Origin of the sequence: Pontibacter ramchanderi (assembly GCF_002846395.1) — a bacterium.
Taxonomy (GTDB): Bacteria; Bacteroidota; Bacteroidia; order Cytophagales; family Hymenobacteraceae; genus Pontibacter; species Pontibacter ramchanderi.
Genome location: NZ_PJMU01000001.1, coordinates 60459 through 79659, shown reverse-complemented (window position 1 = coordinate 79659; position 19201 = coordinate 60459). Strand labels below are relative to the sequence as shown.

Annotated in this window: 16 protein-coding genes; 10 read left to right on the top strand and 6 right to left on the bottom strand. The window is 53.3% G+C overall.

Annotation, left to right across the window (positions count from 1 at the left end; genetic code table 11):
* Positions 1-38: 38 nt before the first annotated feature.
* On the top strand, positions 39-1307 hold the full coding sequence (locus BD749_RS00325; RefSeq protein ID WP_101442398.1) for a PQQ-dependent sugar dehydrogenase: 1269 nt from the start codon (positions 39-41) through the stop codon (positions 1305-1307).
* A gap of 77 nt (positions 1308-1384) precedes the next feature.
* On the opposite strand, the gene BD749_RS00320 is transcribed toward BD749_RS00325, so the two are convergent.
* On the bottom strand, positions 1385-2014 hold the full coding sequence (locus BD749_RS00320) for a DUF2911 domain-containing protein (protein WP_101442397.1): 630 nt from the start codon (positions 2012-2014) through the stop codon (positions 1385-1387).
* 191 nt (positions 2015-2205) lie between these two features.
* Between BD749_RS00320 and BD749_RS00315 the strand changes: the two genes are divergently transcribed.
* The 6 genes from BD749_RS00315 (at position 2206) to BD749_RS00290 (ending at position 7410) form a co-directional block, all read left to right on the top strand.
* Entirely contained in the window at positions 2206-2508 is a 303-nt protein-coding gene (locus tag BD749_RS00315; RefSeq protein ID WP_101442396.1) for a phosphoribosylpyrophosphate synthetase, read from the top strand.
* A 14-nt stretch (positions 2509-2522) separates the two neighbouring features.
* Positions 2523-4634 (top strand): copper-translocating P-type ATPase, encoded by a 2112-nt coding sequence (locus tag BD749_RS00310; RefSeq protein ID WP_101442395.1) that lies wholly within the window; start codon positions 2523-2525, stop codon positions 4632-4634.
* Between the two features lie 9 nt (positions 4635-4643).
* Positions 4644-4781 carry a DUF305 domain-containing protein gene (locus BD749_RS00305; RefSeq protein WP_101442394.1) on the top strand — a complete coding sequence of 46 codons (138 nt, stop codon included), beginning with the start codon at positions 4644-4646 and terminating at the stop codon, positions 4779-4781.
* A 74-nt stretch (positions 4782-4855) separates the two neighbouring features.
* Positions 4856-5872, top strand: coding sequence for a potassium channel family protein (locus BD749_RS00300; protein WP_101442393.1), 1017 nt, complete (start codon positions 4856-4858; stop codon positions 5870-5872).
* A 308-nt stretch (positions 5873-6180) separates the two neighbouring features.
* On the top strand, positions 6181-6513 hold the full coding sequence (locus tag BD749_RS00295) for an ArsR/SmtB family transcription factor (protein WP_101442392.1): 333 nt from the start codon (positions 6181-6183) through the stop codon (positions 6511-6513).
* A 51-nt stretch (positions 6514-6564) separates the two neighbouring features.
* Positions 6565-7410, top strand: coding sequence for an arsenite methyltransferase (locus BD749_RS00290; protein WP_101442391.1), 846 nt, complete (start codon positions 6565-6567; stop codon positions 7408-7410).
* 69 nt (positions 7411-7479) lie between these two features.
* On the opposite strand, the gene BD749_RS00285 is transcribed toward BD749_RS00290, so the two are convergent.
* Positions 7480-8082 (bottom strand): hypothetical protein, encoded by a 603-nt coding sequence (locus BD749_RS00285; RefSeq protein WP_101442390.1) that lies wholly within the window; start codon positions 8080-8082, stop codon positions 7480-7482.
* Positions 8083-8093: 11 nt separating this feature from the next.
* Positions 8094-8813, bottom strand: coding sequence for a hypothetical protein (locus BD749_RS00280; protein WP_101442389.1), 720 nt, complete (start codon positions 8811-8813; stop codon positions 8094-8096).
* Positions 8814-9202: 389 nt separating this feature from the next.
* On the opposite strand from BD749_RS00280, the gene BD749_RS00275 reads away from it, so the two are divergent.
* Both BD749_RS00275 and BD749_RS00270 read left to right on the top strand, forming a co-directional pair.
* Positions 9203-10723, top strand: a complete 1521-nt coding sequence (locus tag BD749_RS00275; protein ID WP_245868565.1) for a hypothetical protein — start codon at positions 9203-9205, stop codon at positions 10721-10723.
* Positions 10724-10846: 123 nt separating this feature from the next.
* Positions 10847-11344, top strand: a complete 498-nt coding sequence (locus BD749_RS00270; protein ID WP_101442388.1) for a VOC family protein — start codon at positions 10847-10849, stop codon at positions 11342-11344.
* 113 nt (positions 11345-11457) lie between these two features.
* Here BD749_RS00270 and BD749_RS00265 read toward each other — a convergent pair whose 3' ends face one another.
* Positions 11458-11895, bottom strand: a complete 438-nt coding sequence (locus BD749_RS00265) for an acyl-CoA thioesterase (protein ID WP_101442387.1) — start codon at positions 11893-11895, stop codon at positions 11458-11460.
* A gap of 199 nt (positions 11896-12094) precedes the next feature.
* Here BD749_RS00265 and BD749_RS00260 point away from each other — a divergent pair, with 199 nt between their 5' ends.
* The gene (locus BD749_RS00260; RefSeq protein ID WP_101442386.1) at positions 12095-16606 is read left to right on the top strand and encodes a DUF7619 domain-containing protein; all 4512 of its coding nucleotides are present in this window, start codon (positions 12095-12097) and stop codon (positions 16604-16606) included.
* Positions 16607-16654: 48 nt separating this feature from the next.
* Here the strand turns inward: BD749_RS00260 and BD749_RS00255 are convergent, their stop codons facing one another.
* Together BD749_RS00255 and BD749_RS00250 are read right to left on the bottom strand one after the other, a co-directional pair.
* Positions 16655-16849: a hypothetical protein gene (locus BD749_RS00255; protein WP_101442385.1), complete on the bottom strand. Its 195-nt coding sequence runs from the start codon at positions 16847-16849 to the stop codon at positions 16655-16657.
* 150 nt (positions 16850-16999) lie between these two features.
* Positions 17000-19168 carry a glycoside hydrolase family 97 protein gene (locus BD749_RS00250; protein WP_101442384.1) on the bottom strand — a complete coding sequence of 723 codons (2169 nt, stop codon included), beginning with the start codon at positions 19166-19168 and terminating at the stop codon, positions 17000-17002.
* Positions 19169-19201 lie beyond the last annotated feature (33 nt).

Sequence of the window (19201 nt, the reverse complement as noted above, 5' to 3'; positions counted from 1 at the left end):
TTATACGTTTTATACCCATCACCAAAAAATAAAACACTATGAAATTATCCCGACTCATCCTCCTGTCTGCCATCGGCATGGCTACGATGGGCGCCTCCTGCAGCGAAGACCGCGCCACGGAGCAGGACAACGACCAACAGGAACCGATAGCCACCGCGCCGCAGGAAGACTGCCAGCCAATTGACATGGGCACGCCAAACTCACCGGAGCAGAAACCCACCTTCGAGGGCCAGACCCGTGCCTGTGCCATCAAGTCTGAGACAGCTATTGAGGTGCAGGTGCTCACGCAAAGCCTTGAAAAGCCCTGGGCTGTGGAGCCCCTGCCCGACGGCAACCTGCTCGTAACCGAAAAACCGGGTCGTATGCGCCTGGTGTCAGCCACCGGACAGATCGGAAGCCCGATAGCCGGTATACCTAAAGTAGATGCCCGCGGCCAGGGTGGTTTGCTGGACGTGGCCCTCGGCCCCAACTTCGGCTCCGACCGCATGATCTATTGGAGCTATACTGAACCGCGCCAGGGAGGCAATGCCACCAGTGTGGCCCGCGGGGTGCTGTCAGAAGACCGCTCGCGGGTAGAAAACGTGCAGGTGATCTTCCAAGCCCAGCCTACCTACAATGGCACCATGCACTACGGCTCACGCCTGGCCTTCGGACCTGACGGAATGCTGTACATCACCCTGGGCGAGCGCTCCGATATTGAGATCCGCCCGCAGGCGCAGCAGATGAACAGCCACATGGGCAAACTCATCCGCATTGCGCCTGATGGCAAGGTACCGGACGACAATCCTTTCGTGAAAAAAGAAAACCACCTGCCAGAGATCTGGACAGCCGGCCACCGCAACGTGCAAGCCGCCGCCTTTAACGGGCAGGGGCAGCTCTGGATCGTTGAAATGGGGCCGCAGGGAGGCGATGAACTCAACCTGATCGAGAAAGGCAAAAACTATGGTTGGCCGGTCGTTACGTTCGGAGAAGAGTACTCTGGTGCCCCCATCCCGAACGCCGTGACCACCAAAGAGGGCTTTGTGGACCCGGTGTATTACTGGGACCCGGTTATCGCCCCTTCGGGCGCACAGTTCTACACAGGCAGTGCTTTTCCGGAGTGGAAGGGCAACCTGTTTGTGGGCGGACTACGGGCCACCTCGCTGGTGCGCCTGCGCATCGAAAACAACCGCGTGACCGGTGAGGAGCATTTGCTCACCGATCGCAAGCAGCGCATACGTGACGTGAAGCAAGGACCGGACGGAGCATTATACCTGGTAACCGACCAGGAGAAAGGCGAACTCTGGAAGATCGTACCAAAGCAATAGCAAAGACAAAACGCACAAAACGACAAAGGACAGGCTTATACCTGTCCTTTGTCGTTTCTGTACGGAAATGCTATACCTTATTGGGTAACCGGCAGTGTTACTTTCAGCATGTCCCAGGTGATCTGGATCGTGCCCTCGCCGCCTTCTCCGGACACAATTTCGTAGCGCAGCCTTTCCTGCTTGGTAGGTGCTACCTCAGGTTTCACCGTAAACCGCAGCACATCCTCTGCTTCCGCATAATCGTCGGCCAGGTGCTGCTCCCAGTTTTTGTTGATGATGATGGTCCACTCCTGCTCGCCGGGTATTGTGAACAGGGCATATTTACCGGCCGGCAGCGGCTTCCCTCCTATCGTGATCGCCTTGTCCGTCATCAGGCTGGTGGCCGAATGCGCTCCTGTTACCCATACCTGGTTGTAGGCCACCAGCCCGCCCCATATCTGTCGTCCGCGCACGGCGGGCGAGTGGTAGGCAATGGTGAGGTGCGCATCGCCGATCATGCCATGGGCCTCGGCTTTGAGGCTGCCTTTGAGCGTGTCGGGCTCGGTCTGCACGCCTATGGTGGAAGCGCCCTCGCTCGGCTGCATGTTGTGGCCGGCGTGACTTTCCTGCGCTGCAGGTGTCTCCTGCTGCTGTTCGGGCTGGTTACAGTAGGTGAGCGTGGCAACAGAGAGAACACTCAGTGCTAATGTAGTAAGGTTTTTTTTCATGGTGAGAAGAGTTAGTTTGCTTCGTATACGGAAGCTAAGCTACAAATTATTTCTGACAGCAGGCTATACCGCCGCCAATTGCCCGGATAGGCGCTGGCAGCACAGCAAAGGCCCCTGTAAGAGCAGAACCAAAACGAAACAGTCCTGCCTGCAGTACAATGCTAAAGAAACAACCTTAAGCAACAACTACCATGAAAGATAGCAGATACACTACCCTCACGGGTGCTTTAAATGACCTCAAGAAAAGGGGCTATACCGAAGATTTCAACCTGAAAGAAAACTGCATTGTCTGCGCTGGCAAGTCGCTGGAATTACAGCCCGAGGAATTTTACATCGATGAGGTGCACCGTTTTGAGGGCATGAGTAATCCGGACGACAACTCGGTGATCTACGCCATTTCTTCGTCGAGCGGTGTGAAGGGCGTGCTGGTGGATGCCTACGGCCCCTATGCCGAGGCCATCACCCCGGAAATGGCTCGGAAGCTGCGCGCATAAACAGATGAGAGACCATGAAGCATGACCATCAGCACCATCAGCATGGGCACAACCAGAAGCAACAGGCCAAAGAGCAGCAAGACCAGATAACCGAACGGCTGGAAGAAAAGACCCTGCACGGCCACGAGCACGCCATGCACGAAGACACCACCGGCCACCCGCCACACGGGGAGCACGGCCACGACCATCACCGGATGATGATCGAGGATTTCAGGAAGCGATTCTGGGTCTCACTGGCCCTCTCCCTACCTGTTGTAATCCTGAGCCCCATGGTGCAACACATCCTGGGCTTTGAGCTGGATGTGCCTTACAGTATGTACATCGCCTTTGTACTCTCCTCCATCATCTACTTCTACGGTGGCTGGCCTTTCCTGACGGGGCTGATCGAAGAGGTGAAAAAAGGTGCGCCGGGTATGATGACGCTGATCGGGGTCGCCATCACGGTAGCTTACCTTTACAGCACGGCTATCGTGTTTGGCCTGGAGGGCATGGACTTTTTCTGGGAACTGGCCACCCTGATCGTGATCATGTTGCTGGGGCACTGGATCGAAATGCGCTCGGTACTGGGCGCTTCCAAGGCACTGGAATTATTGGTGAGCATGATGCCCGCCGAGGCCATGCTGATCAGGGATGGGGAAACGGTGCGGGTGCGGATAGAGGAGTTGCAGAAAGGCGACCTGATCCTGGTGAAACCCGGCGAGAAAGTACCGGCAGACGGTGTGGTGGAAGATGGTGAGAGTCACCTGAACGAGAGCATGCTGACCGGCGAGAGCAAACCGGTGAAAAAGAACAGCGGTGATAAAGTGATTGGCGGCTCCATCAATGGCAATGGGGCCTTACGGGTGCGAGTGGAGTTCACGGGAAAGGAAAGTTACCTCAACAAGGTGATCAAACTGGTGCAGGACGCGCAGAAGACCAAATCGGATACGCAGCGACTCGCCGACCGCGCCGCCAAATGGCTCACCTACGTGGCGCTGACTGCCGGCTTCGGCACATTCGCCGTCTGGCTTTTGCTGGGCCAGGAGCTGGCCTTTGCCCTGGAGCGGATGGTAACGGTGATGGTGATCTCCTGTCCGCATGCGCTGGGGCTGGCCGTACCGCTGGTGGTGGCTATCTCCACGGCTGTCTCGGCCAACAACGGTTTGCTCATCCGCAACCGCACCGCCTTCGAAAATGCCCGCCTCATCACCACCATCATCTTCGACAAGACCGGTACCCTCACCCAGGGCTCCCACGAGATCGCCTCAGTAGTGACCTTTGACAACTCCATAGACGAGCGGGAAATGCTGCGACTGGCGGCCGGTGTGGAGCAAAACTCAGAGCATTTTATCGCGCAAAGTATACTGCGTCGGGTAAAGGAACTAGGTATAGCGGTGCCTCCCTCCCAGTCGTTTAACTACTTGCCCGGCAAAGGGCTGGAAGGTATAGTGGAAGGCAAGGATGTGAAAGTGGTGGGCCCCAATTACATCAAGGAGTTTAACATATCGGTACCAGCAAGCGAGGCGGAAGAGGGCGTGGAAACGGTGGTCTATACCTTGGTGGAGGGGCAGCCGGTGGGCTATATCAGCATGCGCGACCAGATAAGGCAAGAATCTGCCGGGGCCATCCGGGTGCTGAAGGCGAACGGCATCAAAAACCTGCTGCTCACCGGCGACAACGAACGCGTGGCCAAAAGCGTGAGCGACAAACTGCAAATGGACGGCTACCTGGCCAACGTGCTGCCACACCAGAAACAGGAGAAAGTAAAAGAGCTGCAGGCGCAGGGGGAGTTCGTGGCCATGACCGGCGACGGCGTGAACGACGCTCCTGCCCTCGCCCAGGCCGACGTAGGTATAGCGGTGGGCTCCGGCACGGATGTGGCCGCCGAAACAGCCGACATCATTCTGGTCAACAGCAATCCGCAGGACATCGCCTCCCTCATCCTGTTTGGCAAAGCCACCTACCGCAAGATGATCCAGAACCTGATCTGGGCTACGGGCTACAACGTGGTGGCACTGCCCCTGGCGGCGGGGGTACTCTACAAGCAGGGCATTATGGTGTCACCGGCTGTGGGGGCCGCGCTGATGAGTTTGAGCACCGTGATCGTAGCTATCAATGCACAGCTGCTGCGCCGGCAGATTAAGTAGCGCCACCAGATGGGCAACGAGATGTCGCGGGAGTTCCTGAAGCAGGGCAAGACCCCGCAGATGAAGCAGCTGGCCCAAAAAATAATCGACCAGCAGGAGAAAGAGATAAAGGAGCTCGAAGCCTGGCAAAACAAAAACAAACAATAAGTATAGAAAACCAGTTGACTCAAAAGCCACTTCTTTCTGTAGACGTGGCTTTTTTGTAACGTTATAAAACCTATATGCAGATCCTTTTTGCGGTAGCCGGTATTGTCCTGATCCTGGCCGTGTTCCGTGACCTGGTCACTACAACCCTGTCTTTTAAGGGAGGCGGAAAACTGACCACGTTTATCTCTGAAAAAATATGGCGGCTCTTTCAGCTGCTGTCGCGAAGAAACGGAAGATCACACAAACTCGAGCACGTGGGCCATCTGCTGCTCATTGCCATCATCCTGTCGTGGGTGCTTGGTATGTGGCTGGGTTCATTTCTGCTGCTCCTCAGCGACCCGGTATCGGTGCTCAGCAGTAACACCGATGCGCCCGCCGACGCCTGGGAAAAGCTCTACTACGCCGGCTATACCTTGTCGACGATGGGCAACGGGGATTATAAGCCCGGCAGCCACATGTGGGGCATTGTCACCAACATGCTGGCCTTCAGCGGCCTTGCCTTCATCACCATTTCCATCACCTACATCATGCCGGTGCTTTCCGCCGTTATCCTGCAGGTGAAGCTCAGTGTGTTGATCAACTGCCTCGGTGACAACCCGCTGCAGATCCTGATAAACGGCTGGAATGGAAAAAACTTTGACAGGCTCCTGAAAAACGACGCCATTATTTCGGAACTGCTCATTCAGCACAGCGAGAACCACAAGGCCTATCCTATCGTGCACTACTTCCATAGCAGCGAGCTGAAGAAAGCCATCATCCTGAACCTGGCCAAGCTGGACGAAGCCATCAGCATGCTCATGCATGTGGTCGAGCGAGAAACCCGGCCGGACAAAAAAGACCTGGGCATGTTCCGCGGTGCGCTCGACTTTTACCTCGAAGTGCTGCAACAGGACCAGAAAATAACGACCAATGAAATGCCGGCTGCCCCCGATTGGGCCATATTAGAGCAGGAAGGTATACCACTCGACTACAGCTGCCTGGAGGACTTCCACGAAAACGAGCAACTGAACAAACGCCGAAGGATTCTCGCCCACCTGCTGGAAGAAGACGGCTGGGACTGGGATACCGTTTATGAGAAGAAGAATGATTGACCACACAAGGTAGAAAACCTGATATGCACTATTTTTTTCATCCTGGAAGGAGCCTGCTCAAGCGGTTTCCAACCCCGCAAGTAGCATAAGCTTGAACCTCCCGTGTGACGAAAGCCTCTGTTTCGGCCAGGTTTCTATACAGCACGACAGTAAGTTTCGAGTATGTTTTCTGAGAACTGAACATCCTTGCCGTCTTTAGCGATGAAAGCCCGCGAGCCGCTTTGCAGCTAGCAGACTACCAATTAAAAAAATAAAAAAAGCTTGCTCAATCACAACTATTATCGTAAATTTACGATAATAAAATAGCTATGGGACTTTCGAAGACAGAACAATTTACAGAAGAGGATATACTGATTGCCCGATTTGCCAAGGCACTGGGTCATCCGGCGCGTATCGCTATTTTAAGGGTGCTGATTCAGCGCAAGGCCTGTATCTGCGGCGATATCGTGGATGAGTTACCGCTGTCGCAGTCCACGGTGTCGCAGCACCTGAAGGAATTAAAGGAAGCCGGCCTGATTCAGGGAGACATTGACGGCAAGAAGGTATGCTACTGCATAAACGAACAGGTATGGCGGCAGGCACAGGAAACACTTGGAGTACTGTTCCAGCGCTATACCTCATGCGACAGCCGCTGCTGTTAAAAAAATTTGATCATATTGATCGTAATTTACCGATATATAAAACTAAGTATTATGAAAAAGGCAGAAGAATTAAAGAAAATAGTGCGCGACAAATACAGTGAGATCGCGCTGCAAAGCAAAGAGCAGAACGAGGCCTCCTGCTGTGGCGCCACAGGCTGCGGCACCGTGGACTACGCCATCTTTGCAGACAACTACACCGAACTGGAAGGCTACAATCCGGATGCCGACCTGGGACTTGGTTGCGGTGTTCCCACGGAGTTTGCACAGATCAGCAAAGGCAATACCGTGGTGGACCTGGGATCCGGCGCCGGCAACGACTGCTTTGTGGCCCGCGCCCTGGTGGGTGAGAGTGGCAAAGTGATCGGGGTGGATATGACGGAGGCCATGATCGCCAAAGCCCGTGAAAATGCCGACAAGCTGGGTTTTAACAATGTGGAGTTCCGCCAGGGTGAGATTGAAGCGCTACCGATTGCGGCAAACCGCGCCGATGTGGTGATCAGTAACTGCGTGCTCAACCTGGTACCCGATAAGCGCCAGGCCTTTGCCGAAACCTTCCGGGTGCTCAAGCCGGGCGGACACTTCAGCATTTCGGACGTGGTGCTGGTCGGCGACCTGCCGGAGGGCATCGTACAGGCCAGCGAGATGTACGCCGGCTGTGTATCCGGAGCGATCCAGAAAGAAGATTACCTCCAGCTTATCCGCGAAGTCGGTTTTGAGAACATCACGGTACAGAAGGAAAAAGCGATCCATGTGCCGGACGAAATCCTGCAGGACTACCTGGATGCCGAAGGCATAAAGGCTTTCCGGGAGAGCAACACTGGCATTTACAGCATCACCGTGTACGGCAGCAAACCAATCGAAAACCTGGCTTGTGTACCGGGTGGCGGCTGCTGCTAAACTTTATACCTGATAAGCAGCCGGGAAGCGAATTGGTTTAGATACTTCCCGGCTGTTTTCTACTTTAAGCTAAGGCATGACAGGCATCGTGGTGAGGATCAGAATGATCAGGCCGAGCTGTATACCTGCTCCGATGCCAACGCCAGCCAGGGCTTTTCCCCGCTTTTTGCGGGCTGCCTGCTCCTTGTACCCACTCAGGTACTCCGGTCTGTCGAGCAAACTGATATCCGAGACCTGATCGGCCTTGATTTTGGGAGCCGTGGCACCGATGGCAATACTGCCCGCCAGGCCGAGCGGAAACATGACCATGGAGCTGGCAGCAGATCCCCACATGGCCCCATTGCCTTTGTAGTACTGCTTTGCATCCTGCTGGCCCAATGCGTACAGCTGTTCAGCCGTCATACCCTCTGCGGTGCTCCCCAGGCTGTCTGCCAGGTGCTGCTCAAACACTTCCTTCGAACCGTTCGCGAACTTTACCATAAAGACCTCCGTTTTCGGCAAGCGCCTAACAAGCCCTTGCAGTGAATCCGGATGCTGGTAAAGTACCTCCTGAAGCGTGATTTCCTGCACTCGGGCCGGTATTTCCTCCCCCGAAACTTTTACGATGATATCCTGCGCCATAAGCGCTTGCTGCAGACCCAGCAACAGCATAAACAGTAGAAACTTTTTCATGACCGTGTGATTTAGTATTTGCGTGAATTGAAACCGAAAAGCAGACTGAAACGTGCGCCGTCTTTGGATGGCGCCACGGCAAAATTGACGGGGAAGTTCACTCCCTGGCTCTGAAAATTGGTGCCGACCGCCAGCACCACCCCTGCCCCGCCCAGCGACACATTCGGTCCTAAGCCGAACTCCATCCCCTTAGCACTTCTGATACCTACCAGGGCGCTTAAGCTGGGCAAAAACTTACCCTGCTCCAAACCGCCCACCAGCGGCACGAACTCAAACAAACCCGAGGTGCCGTTTTCCAGCGTGAATACCCGCGTTTCGAACTGCCAGCCAAACTGTGTGATAAAGGCGTTCACGTTGGTGTCGTAGTCGTCCCGGATGTGATCGGTGTACTTCTGGCTCAGCACCGTGAAGCCCAGTCTGGGGCCACCCAGCTTCAGGTTTTCCTGCGGATAACCCGTGCGCTGCGCATACGCGGGCTGTTGCACGGCTGGGCGCATCTCGTTCATGGTGACCTTGGTGCCATTTTCATACTTGATCATGAACACGTCTGATTTGGCAATAGAAATGATAGGTCCCTCCAGGTTATCGAAGCGCTTATACTTGACAACTTCCAGGTCGATTTCAAGCACCTTGACCGGCAGTTCGTCGCCGTTGCGCTTGATGAGCATGTCCTGCGCCTGACTGGCAAAACAGAGAAGGCAGGCCATGATGATGAGCAGTAAATTTTTCATGGTCGATGTGTTTTTAAGGTTTGTGGTCTTTGCTATTTTGATAGACCAAACTTACCACATCACTAAAGCGATTGAAAGCCAACAAATTGACTCATAAGACTTTTGAAATTTTCATAAACAAACTTTATCTTATTATCTATCAGTTGATTATATTCACACCATCAGACTTTTAAAATTCAATATTATGTTTTTGTTATCCCAGTTATTTCTCAGCGCTGCGGTTGCGTGGGCTGAGTCTTAGGATTGAAATTAATTGCCCTAGTTGTAAAGTAGCTGATATCTGCCAGGGCCGAGAACCATTTTAGCAGGATGCGGACAGGATGATCGTTGGGCGGATCGAGAAATCCCTGCTGGGTGAAAGAAACAGTTGTATGAAGTAAGACGATAACATGATGGACGATCTCAAAATAACGCTGGAGACGCTTGGTGAAGAAGACCGTCGGGAGCTTGGCATTTTCATTCAGCGGCAGAAAAAGAAAAAGAGCCGCAAAGACCTGGCGCTTTACAAGCTGTTGCTACAGGAGAAACACTATACACCGGAGCAACTGATCGCCCGCTTATACCCGGATGACCCCAACCCGGTAGCCTACTATGCCCTGCGCAAGCGACTCACCCGCCACCTCACTGACTTCATCATGCTCAAGCGCATGGAAGAGGACAGCACGGCAGCCGCCTCCATCATGGGTTTGCTCTCACTGTCCCGCTACCTGTTCGATGCGCGGGTCGAGCGACTGGCCTGGCACTACCTGAACAAAGCCGAAAAGCTGGCCGCCGCCAACGAGCAGTATGACCTGCTCAACACGATCTACAACCTGCAGATCGAGAAAGCGGATAGCGCGTATGCCGAAGACCTGGACCAGATCATTGCCAAACGCAACCAGAACAAACTCGCGGCCGATGAGGTGGAAAGAGCAAACATAGCCAGCAGTATTATCAACCAGCGCCTGCAGGCAGTCCGCCGTCAGGGCCGCGACCTCCACTTCGATAAGATCATTCAGGAGGTACTCGCCAGCTACAACCTGACAGAGGCCGTAAGCAAGCGTCCGCAGTTGTTGCACAAGCTGATGTCCATCGCTCGGAGCGCGGTGCTGGCCCGCAAGGACTTTTTAACCTTTGAGCCCTACATCATCAGTCAGTACCATGAGACAGAGCAGCATTACGGCTTTATGAAGGCACACCAGTACTACAAACTCAGCCTGTTGTACATGATCGCGCACGTGCTCTACCGGAATAAAAAATTTGTGGAGTCGATGCACTACCTGGCCTTGCTGCACAACAGTATGAGCGCTGAAGGCAAAAACCACTTCGCAACTTTCTATCCGCGCTATGTTTTCCTGATGGTGGCTAATCTGGTCTTCCTGCGCAATAATACCGAGGCCGTCGCGCTTATGGAGAAGCTACTTTATAAAAGCCAGGTGCACCTGAGTCAGCGTGACCAGTTGACAGCCTTACTGGGTCTGAGCTTCAACTATTTTGCGCAGGGGGCTTTTGGCAAAGCAAACCGGGTGCTGCTGGGCATCAAACGATCCGACAAATGGCTGGAGCAGACCATGGGACGTGAGTGGGTGCTGAAAAAGAAAATGGGTGAGCTGATTCTGCAGTATGAACTGGGTAACGAAGACCTGGTGCTGAACAAGATCAGGTCGTTTGAGCGCACGTTTAAAGATCTCTTACAACAGCCAGCCTATTACAATGTGAAGCAATACCTGCAACTCATCAAACACATGGTCGACCAACCAGAGGCCGTGGCCAGTGAGGCTTTTTTCCTGCAGGTGGAGCAGAGCCTGGAGTTTGACTCGTTTGAGAACACAGACATACAGGCGATGAGTTTCTATGCCTGGCTTAAGGCCAAAATGCTGCGGCGCAGCTATTACGATGTGCTGCTCGAACTGGCGCAGAGCGACCTGTAAGCCTTGCCGCAACAGGCACGCCAACACAAAAAGCTACCGTACGCGTATGGGCTATAAAAGTACCGGCCGCTTCTTAAGACACGAGAACTTGTGAGGGAATCAGGCAAGATAAACCTATAAACTATGGCAACAGAAAAGTATACCCTACCGGCACAGACACGCATCGGGCATGTGCACCTGAAAGTAGCCGACCTGGATCGGGCACTGGCATTTTACCGCGACCTGCTGGGCTTTGAGCTGATGATGATGTACGGGCCGGATGCGGCTTTTATCTCGGCGGGAGGTTATCATCACCACATCGGCCTGAACACCTGGTATAGCAAGGGAGGCACACCGCCACCCGCCCGCAGCACGGGTCTGTTCCATACTGCCATCCTCTACCCTACCCGCAAAGACCTTGCTGCCATCCTCAAGCGGATCCGGGAGGCCGGCTATCGGCTGGACGGCGCCTCCGACCATGGCGTTTCGGAAGCGCTTTACTTATCGGACCCCGACGGCAATGGCGTCGAACTGTACTGGGACCGTCCGCAGGAAAAGTGGCCGCGTGACGAAGAAGGCAAGATCACGATGTATACCCAACCGTTGGATCTACAGGATTTGCTGGGGGAACTAGAAAGATAGTTTGACTATTTGACAAACGACAAAGGAATATCGACTAAGGAAACGCTAACTTTAGTCAATATTCCTTTGTCAAATAGTCCTTTGTCTGATTGTCCAAAAAACCAGGTATAGCCTTAGCCTTCCCACTCTACATAATCGGCGCTGCGCGGCAGCTCCAGGAAGTGCTGTGCCAGCTCTTCTGGCAGTACAGTTAATTTGCGCTTCAATACATCCATCCAGGCTCCTTCCACTTTAATTACAGCTGCTTTCACGCCATCCCGCTTATAAAGTTCGTGGCGCAGTGCCCAGCGCGACCCGTCTTTGCGGCTGGCTGTCAGTTCCGTCCTGATGGTGATCTCCTCATTAATTCCTACTTCCCGCAGGTAGTTGGTTTCTTCCCGGAACAGGATCGGCCCAATGTGCAGGCGCTGAAAGGTTTTCAGATCCATTCCCAGTTCTTCCAGGGCTTCGATACGGGCCTGCGCCGCAAAGTCGGCATAGGCGGAGTGGCGCATGTGCATGTTCGCATCCAGGTGCGACCACATCACTTTGTTGGTGTAGGTATGGGGCATGGTTTATTAATAATGATGAATGGGTAATGAATAATAGCGAAAATGAAGTTATACCTGCAAAGGTAACTTTTGCGGGTATAACACAGGTTGCTTTTTGTGTCGGCTTCTAGCAAATCAGCCAATATAGCATTATGTTTATGCTCTAATTGCTAGACTTACAGACTTATAACCCCTTCCACGGAATCACTCGTCAGTGCCTATGAGAACAACTTTACGCCTTATCTCTATTTTATTTATTTCCCTTTTTGGTCAATTGCCTGTTTGGGCGCAACTGGCACAACCCTCCATACCTGGCTTTAAGTTTGATAAGCGGATTGGCATGCAGATCGGGATGCCTCGTGATGTCGCCGTCGACTCGAAAGGAAATATCTACTATTCCGACTTTTACATCAAGAAGTTCAGTCAGGCCGGGCGTCTGGATGAAGACTTCATGCCGGAGGGGCTGAATGATGAGAATTATGGCTCCTTCAGCGTGACCTTTGATGCCGAAGATAACCTGTATGTAGTAAGCTATTCCTTCGCAAAGATTGCCAAATTTCATAAAGACGGTTCCCTTCTTTACGAGCTTGGTGGGTATGGCTCCGAGCCCGGACAATTTATTGGGCCGGAAGAAATTGCTGTCAACTCGAAAGGCGAAATTTATGTGGTCGATACCGGAAACCGACGCATTCAGCGATTCGACAAAGACCTCAACTTACTGGAGCCGATTGTGTTTTATGCAGATACGGATACACTTCAGCAGGAGGCCGAATACCCCTTCAGTATTGCCTTTGACAAAGAGGACAATTTATATGCCCTTTACCAGCTAAATTTTAGTAACGGAAAGGTCGTAAAGTTCAATGCAGCCGGTGAAAAGCTGTTGGAGTTTGGAAATAACGGACCGGTTCAGGACAGACTGAACTCCGCCTCCCACATTGCGGTTGATCAGCGCACCGGGCAGGTATACGTGACCGAAACAGCTTATGGAAGCATCTATGTTTACAATACTTCCGGTGAGTTTCAGCAGCGAATCTACCATCAGACTGGCGAAGGCCGGCTTTGGGGTACCATCATTGGTATTTCGCTTGATCCTGAAGGCAACATCATTGTATCCGACAGAAGGCATAATGGTAGTAGCAAGATCATCCAGTATAACAAGGCTGGAGATGTGCTGCAGGTATGGGGCGGCAGGTGGCGCACTAAAGATCTGGCATTGGACGATCACGGCTATGTGTACCAACTTGATATAACTGGCGAGATCAACAAATTTAACCCCGAAGGGGAAGTAGTTTCTAAATTCGGGCGCGCGGGCAACTCTCCAATACTGGCACCTCAAGCCCTCACCATCGACTACTGGGGAAACATCTACGCCATGACGAGTTTTGGCAGTTACAGTGCATCCGCTATTTACAAATTCGACTCAAGCGGCAATCTGCTGGAGGTGTACACAGATTTTGGTCCCGGAGCAAGCTTTAATTTCTTCACCGACCTGGCTGTGGATGCCAGTGGCAACCTCTATGTATCTGATTTTACAGACAGCGTCATTAGAAAATTGAAAGCCAGTGGCGAGCTGTTGGAGGTAATGGAAGGTGATACGCTATTTGACAGAAAGATCGTCAAACCCACATCACTTGCCATCGACATGCTTGGCCAACTGTATGTACTTGACAACAATGGAGCACGCGTTCAAAAGTTTAATGCGCAGGGTAAGTTTATCTGGTCCCATGGGTGGGTGAAACCAAACATGGATGAACACTATGAAAACTCACAGAGCAGTATTGCAGTGGATGGCAAAGGCTATCTTTACATCAGCTCCAATGTGAAGCCCTACCGCTTTTTTATACTTGACCAACAGGCTGAACTGGTATATGAGGAGCCTGAAGTAGTAGTACTTCATGTGGCAGTCGATCGTAAGGCTTCGTGCCTGGTATGGTACGACTACAAGGCAGAGGCCTATACTTCTTACCGTGCTACCAACTACCAGGAGCCGCAGCGTCTGATCAGCGGTCGCGCCTTTCGGGATACGAACCAAAACTGTACGTTCGAGGAAGAAGAAGAGCCCTTTCAGTCAATCGTGATCGAAGCCACTCCCGGGCCATTCTATACCCTGACTGGTCCAGATGGTCGGTATACCCTCCCGGTCGACTCAGGAACTTATACGCTGCGAAGTATCGCACCGGACCTGACAGGCAGGCTCATTGTAACCGATTGTCCACCACAAAAGGTAGCACTTACCGGTAAGGCCAGGCAAATAGAAAATATAGACTTTGGCTTCCGTGCAGACGACTTCCCTTACCTCCGAGTGAGCGTCTCCTCTACCCGCCGCCGCCGCTGCTTCGAAAGTATTACCACCGTAAGCTACTCCAATATCGGATATGCCACTGCCCCGGATGCCAAGGTATACCTGCAGCTGCCCAAAGAAGTGGGGCTGCAATCGGCCAACAAGCCCTATACCCTGCTGCCTGACGGAACTTATCAATTCTCAGTGGGCGATCTGGCAGCCGGGCAGAGCGGTACCATTCTCATTCAGGACATCGTACTCTGCGGCGACGAGTCGGTGCGGGGCCTGACGGTCTGCACCCGTGCCTGGATCACGCCCTCAAACAATAAACCTGCTGAGCCGACGCCGACTGTTTCGATTACCGGACGATGCAACGCCGAGACGGGCATGATCCGCTTTGTAGTGCGCAACACGGGCACGGCTGACATGGACCAGTACGAGTTGTTCCGCAAGTTTGCGAATGGGGAGTTGGCCTCGCAGGAGCATTTCCGCCTGGCCGCCGGCGACAGCCTGGTGCTCTGGGTTCCATCAATGGGCTATACCTGGCGCCTGGAAGCCGACCAACCCGACGGCAATGGCGACAACACTGCTGTTAGCGTCACCATCGAAGGCTGTCCGAGCGGAGACGTCAGTTCCGTGAGCAAGGGTATGGTAAACATCTTCCCTAGCGATGATGAAGAGGCTGAAAGGGCTGTGGAGTGTATGATGATCACCGACTCCTACGATCCGAATGACAAACTCGTGACACCGGTGGGCCGCACTGTGGAATTCTATACCCCGACTAATACTGCCCTCAAATACAAGATCCGCTTCCAGAACACGGGTACCGATGTGGCCTACCGCATCGTGGTGGTCGACACCCTTTCGGAGCACCTGGACCTGAGCACGCTGCAACTGGGGGTTACCTCCCACCCAAGCCACGTGGAGGTGAGCGGAAAAGGACGGCCCGTGCTTACCTGGACCTTCGACAACATCATGCTGCCCGACTCCACGGCCGACGAGCCCGGCAGCCACGGTTACATCCAGTTCAGCATCAAGCCAAAAGCGGACCTTGCCGAGAAAACACTGGTAGAGAACTTTGCTGACATCTTCTTCGATTTCAACTCCCCGATCCGCACCAACGTTACCCAAAACCGCATCTACGACATGCCGCCGGTTATCAACGAGTCTGTGCGCGTGCACCTGGAGGATGTGCTGGCCACGCCAGGTATAGCAGGCTTCTCCCCTTCTGCCGGTAGGTTCGGAACTGAGGTCACCATCACAGGGCAGCGCTTTGCAGTGCAACCAAGCGACAACAAGGTATACCTGAACGGGAAAGCCGTCACCGTCGTGAGCGCCACAGCCACCGAGCTAAAGGTGCTCGTGCCGACAGGCACCGCTACCGGCAACTTAAAGGTCATTACCCCTGATGGAGGCGTGACCTCCGCTAACAAGTTTGAGGTATACCAGCCGCCGGTGCTTAGCTCCTTTAGCCCGGCCGAGGGCATGGTCGGCCAGACGGTGACACTTACCGGCGAACACCTGCAGGCAGAACTGATCGAAGAAATCAGACTCGGCGATCTGTCTTGTGAGATCCTAAGCAACAACGGAAGCAGAGTAACGGTGCGCGTGCCGGCTGAAGCCAGGACAGGCAGCTTCCAGATCAATACCAAAGGTGGCGAAGCAATTAGTAGTTCAGCCTATGCCGTGTGGTATGTCCCAGGTATAACAGGGATAAGCAAAGAGACCGACATTGTTGGCGCAAGTATCGTGATCAGGGGTGAGAACTTTGCTACAGACAAGACACGCAACAAGGTCCGCTTTGGACAGGCTCTGGCGGAGGTACTCGAGGCGAGCACGCAGCAACTAACCGTGCGAGTACCGGAAGGTGCCGAGTCGGGCTTCATTTCGCTGGAGACGCCTGGAGGAAAAACAACAGCCGCTACCCTATTTGAGGTGATTCCGGGACCAAAGTTTACGGCCATGCAGCCAGGTAAAGGCATGGTGGGAACAGTTGTAGAAATCTCCGGCGAGCACTTCGGCATCATGGGTCAGCAGGATGTGATTGCCTTTAACGGGCAGCAGGCGCTGGTGCTGGAGAGCGAAGGCAACAAGTATAAAGTGCGGGTACCAAGGGGCGCTTCTACCGGCAAAGTGACCATTACGGGTTTCGGCGGCAAAGCTCACAGCAGCACCGACTTTGTAGTGGAGGAGCTAAGTCCAGCTGAGGCGATCAGTATTTACCCGAACCCAAACAAGGGAGAGTTTACAGTTAGCCTGCGCCACGCCGACTTTGACGTGCAAAGATTAGAGGTATACGATGCCCTGGGCAAGCGCCTGCACCAGACGCACATCGCCGGTCCGAGACCTGAGGCGGTAGAAATCAACCTGCCCTCTGCCAAAGCAGGTCTGTACTTCCTGCAGATACAGACGGAGCGGGGCCTGATCACCAAAAAGCTGACAGTGCTGTAAAAGCCCTGTTCATACAGGTTATTACAGCACTGTTAGCCTGGTCTGAAACTAAGCGGCTTCGCGTTTTTCGTCTTCTAACGTTTTGATGGCTTCGTAAAGCGCAGGGCTGGCCTCACGCAGGTTTTCGATGGTCTTGGCCAGGTCGAAAAACTTTCCGGGCGCCACTTCAGAGCTGTTGGCAAAAGCCTTTAGGAGGGTGTGAAGGATTTGCGTATAATTTTCTTCAAATTCGTCTGGGTTCATAGGTAAAATGGCTAAAAGTTTACATATCAATAAGATACAAACTATACCTTAAAATAATTCGATTATAGCCAAAAAAAGAGCGCCGCACATTCCTGCACGGCGCTCTTTGTCTTTAGTCTTTTGTCAAAAAATCCTTTTTCAAACGCAAGCTTACAGCTTCTTCAATCCTTTCTGCTCCTGCTTGCTTCCCTCCTTCACGCTTACGGCTACACCGCCGCCAGAGGCCAGTTGCTGCTTCAGTACGCTCTTCGAGTTCACGAGTACCTTGCGGATCTCATACTTCTGTGGGTTCTTGTTCCAGCTTGCGTCTTTCGCATCAGCATAGATTGTCGCAATGTAGGTTTTACCTTTAGGCAGGTAATCGAAACGGATGTTGGCCGTGCGGGTATTCTCATCGGTGATGCCACCTACATACCATTCATTCTTGCCTTTCGCCTTACGGGCAATCGTTACATAGTCGCCTGGCTCGGCTTCCAGCACCCAGGTATCGTCCCAGTCCACAGCCACATCTTTGATGAACTGGAAGGCATCCGGGAAGCGGGTGTAGTTGTCAGGAATGTCGGCAGCCATTTGCAGCGGGCTGTACATGGTCACGTAGTAGGCTAGCTGCTTCACAAGGGTGGTATTTACGCGCTGCTCACCGCCGTGGTAGTACGACAGGTCTGTCTGGAATATACCTGGCGTGTAGTCCATCGGGCCACCCATCAGGCGGGTGAATGGCAGGATCGTCGCATGGTCGGGAGCCAGGCCTCCCATAGCCTCAAACTCGGTGCCGCGGGCAGATTCCTGCGCCAGCCAGTTCGGGAACGTGCGGTGCAGACCCGTTGGGCGAACCGCCTCGTGGCTGTTGATCATGATCTTATACTTGGCCGCTGTGCGGGCAACGTGGTTGTAGTGGTTCACCATCCACTGTCCGTCGTGGTGCTCGCCGCGCGGGATGATCTTGCCCACATAGCCTGTCTTCACGGAGGTATAGCCATGATCGTTCATAAACTTAAAAGCATCATGCAAGCGGCGCTCATAATTGGTGGCAGAGCCGGAGGTCTCATGGTGCATCATCACGCGCACTCCTTTCGACTCCGCGTATTTCTGCACTTCCTTTACATCGAAGTCCGGATAAGAAGTCACGAAATCAAATACCTCTTCTTTCCAGTTACCGAACCAGTCTTCCCAACCGATGTTCCAGCCCTCGATCAGCACCGCGTCAAAGCCATGCTCTGCGGCAAAATCGATGTGTTTTTTGGCATTCTCGGTAGTGGCGCCATGGCGGCCGTTAGGTGTCAGTTTGGTGAAATCATCTGTCAGTTTCACGTTGGTCTCTTTGCCATAGGCCCAGGTGCTCTTGCCCGCTACAAAGTACTCCCACCAGATACCAATGTACTTAACAGGCTTAATCCACGACACATCTTCGTATTCGGTCGGCTCGTTCAGGTTCAGGATCAGCTTGGAGGCCAGTATGTCGGTCGCTTTGTCGCTCACCACAATGGTTCTCCAGGGCGTATGGGTTTCTGTTTGCATATAACCCTTGTTGCCTACGGCATCCGGGGTCAGGTGCGAGCTGAACTTAAAGGTCTTCGGGTCCACGTTCAGGTTCATGGCCGGGTAGTTGAGCAAAGCCGCCTCGTGGATGTTGATGTACAGGCCGTCCGACGATTTCATCATGGAAGGCGTCTGCACCGCCAGGGTCTTAATCGGGTGCTGGGCATGCACGTCGATGGTCGCCTTTTCCATCAGGCTTGGGATCTGGGAGATTTGCGAAGTGGTATAGGCATACTCGTTGGTGTCGTAGTCGCCCGGAATCCAGAAAATCTTGTGGTCGCCTGTCAGGTTAAACTCGGTATGCTCCTCCTTGATGATAAAATACTTAAGCTCTTCCTGTTGCGGGAATTCGTAGCGGAAACCCAGACCGTCGTTGAACAGGCGGAAGCGGATCTGGATATGGCGGTCTTTGTGCTCTTTTTGGTTCAGTGTGACCAGCAGCTCATTGTAGTTGTTGCGGATCGTTTTCTGCTCGCCCCATACCGGTTCCCAGGTATCATTCACTGAGTTCTGCTCTGTTTTAGACACGTTAAATCCTTCCATCATCGAAGGCACATCCTTCATTTCGAAGCCCATCCTGCTTGGCTTTATCACCGGCTTTTTCTTGTAGGTGAGCTGGTAGGTAGGCACCCCGTTGGCAGCCAGTTCGAAGGTCATCGACAGGTTTTTGTCCGGTGAGGTGATGGTCTGCGCCTGCACCGCCAGGGTGAACAGAAACAGGAACAGGAAAACGGAAAGCCGCTGCGAGAAGCGACTGACAAGGTTAGCGTTTTGATGCATATTTTATAAGGGATGAATAGTGAGGGACCGCTG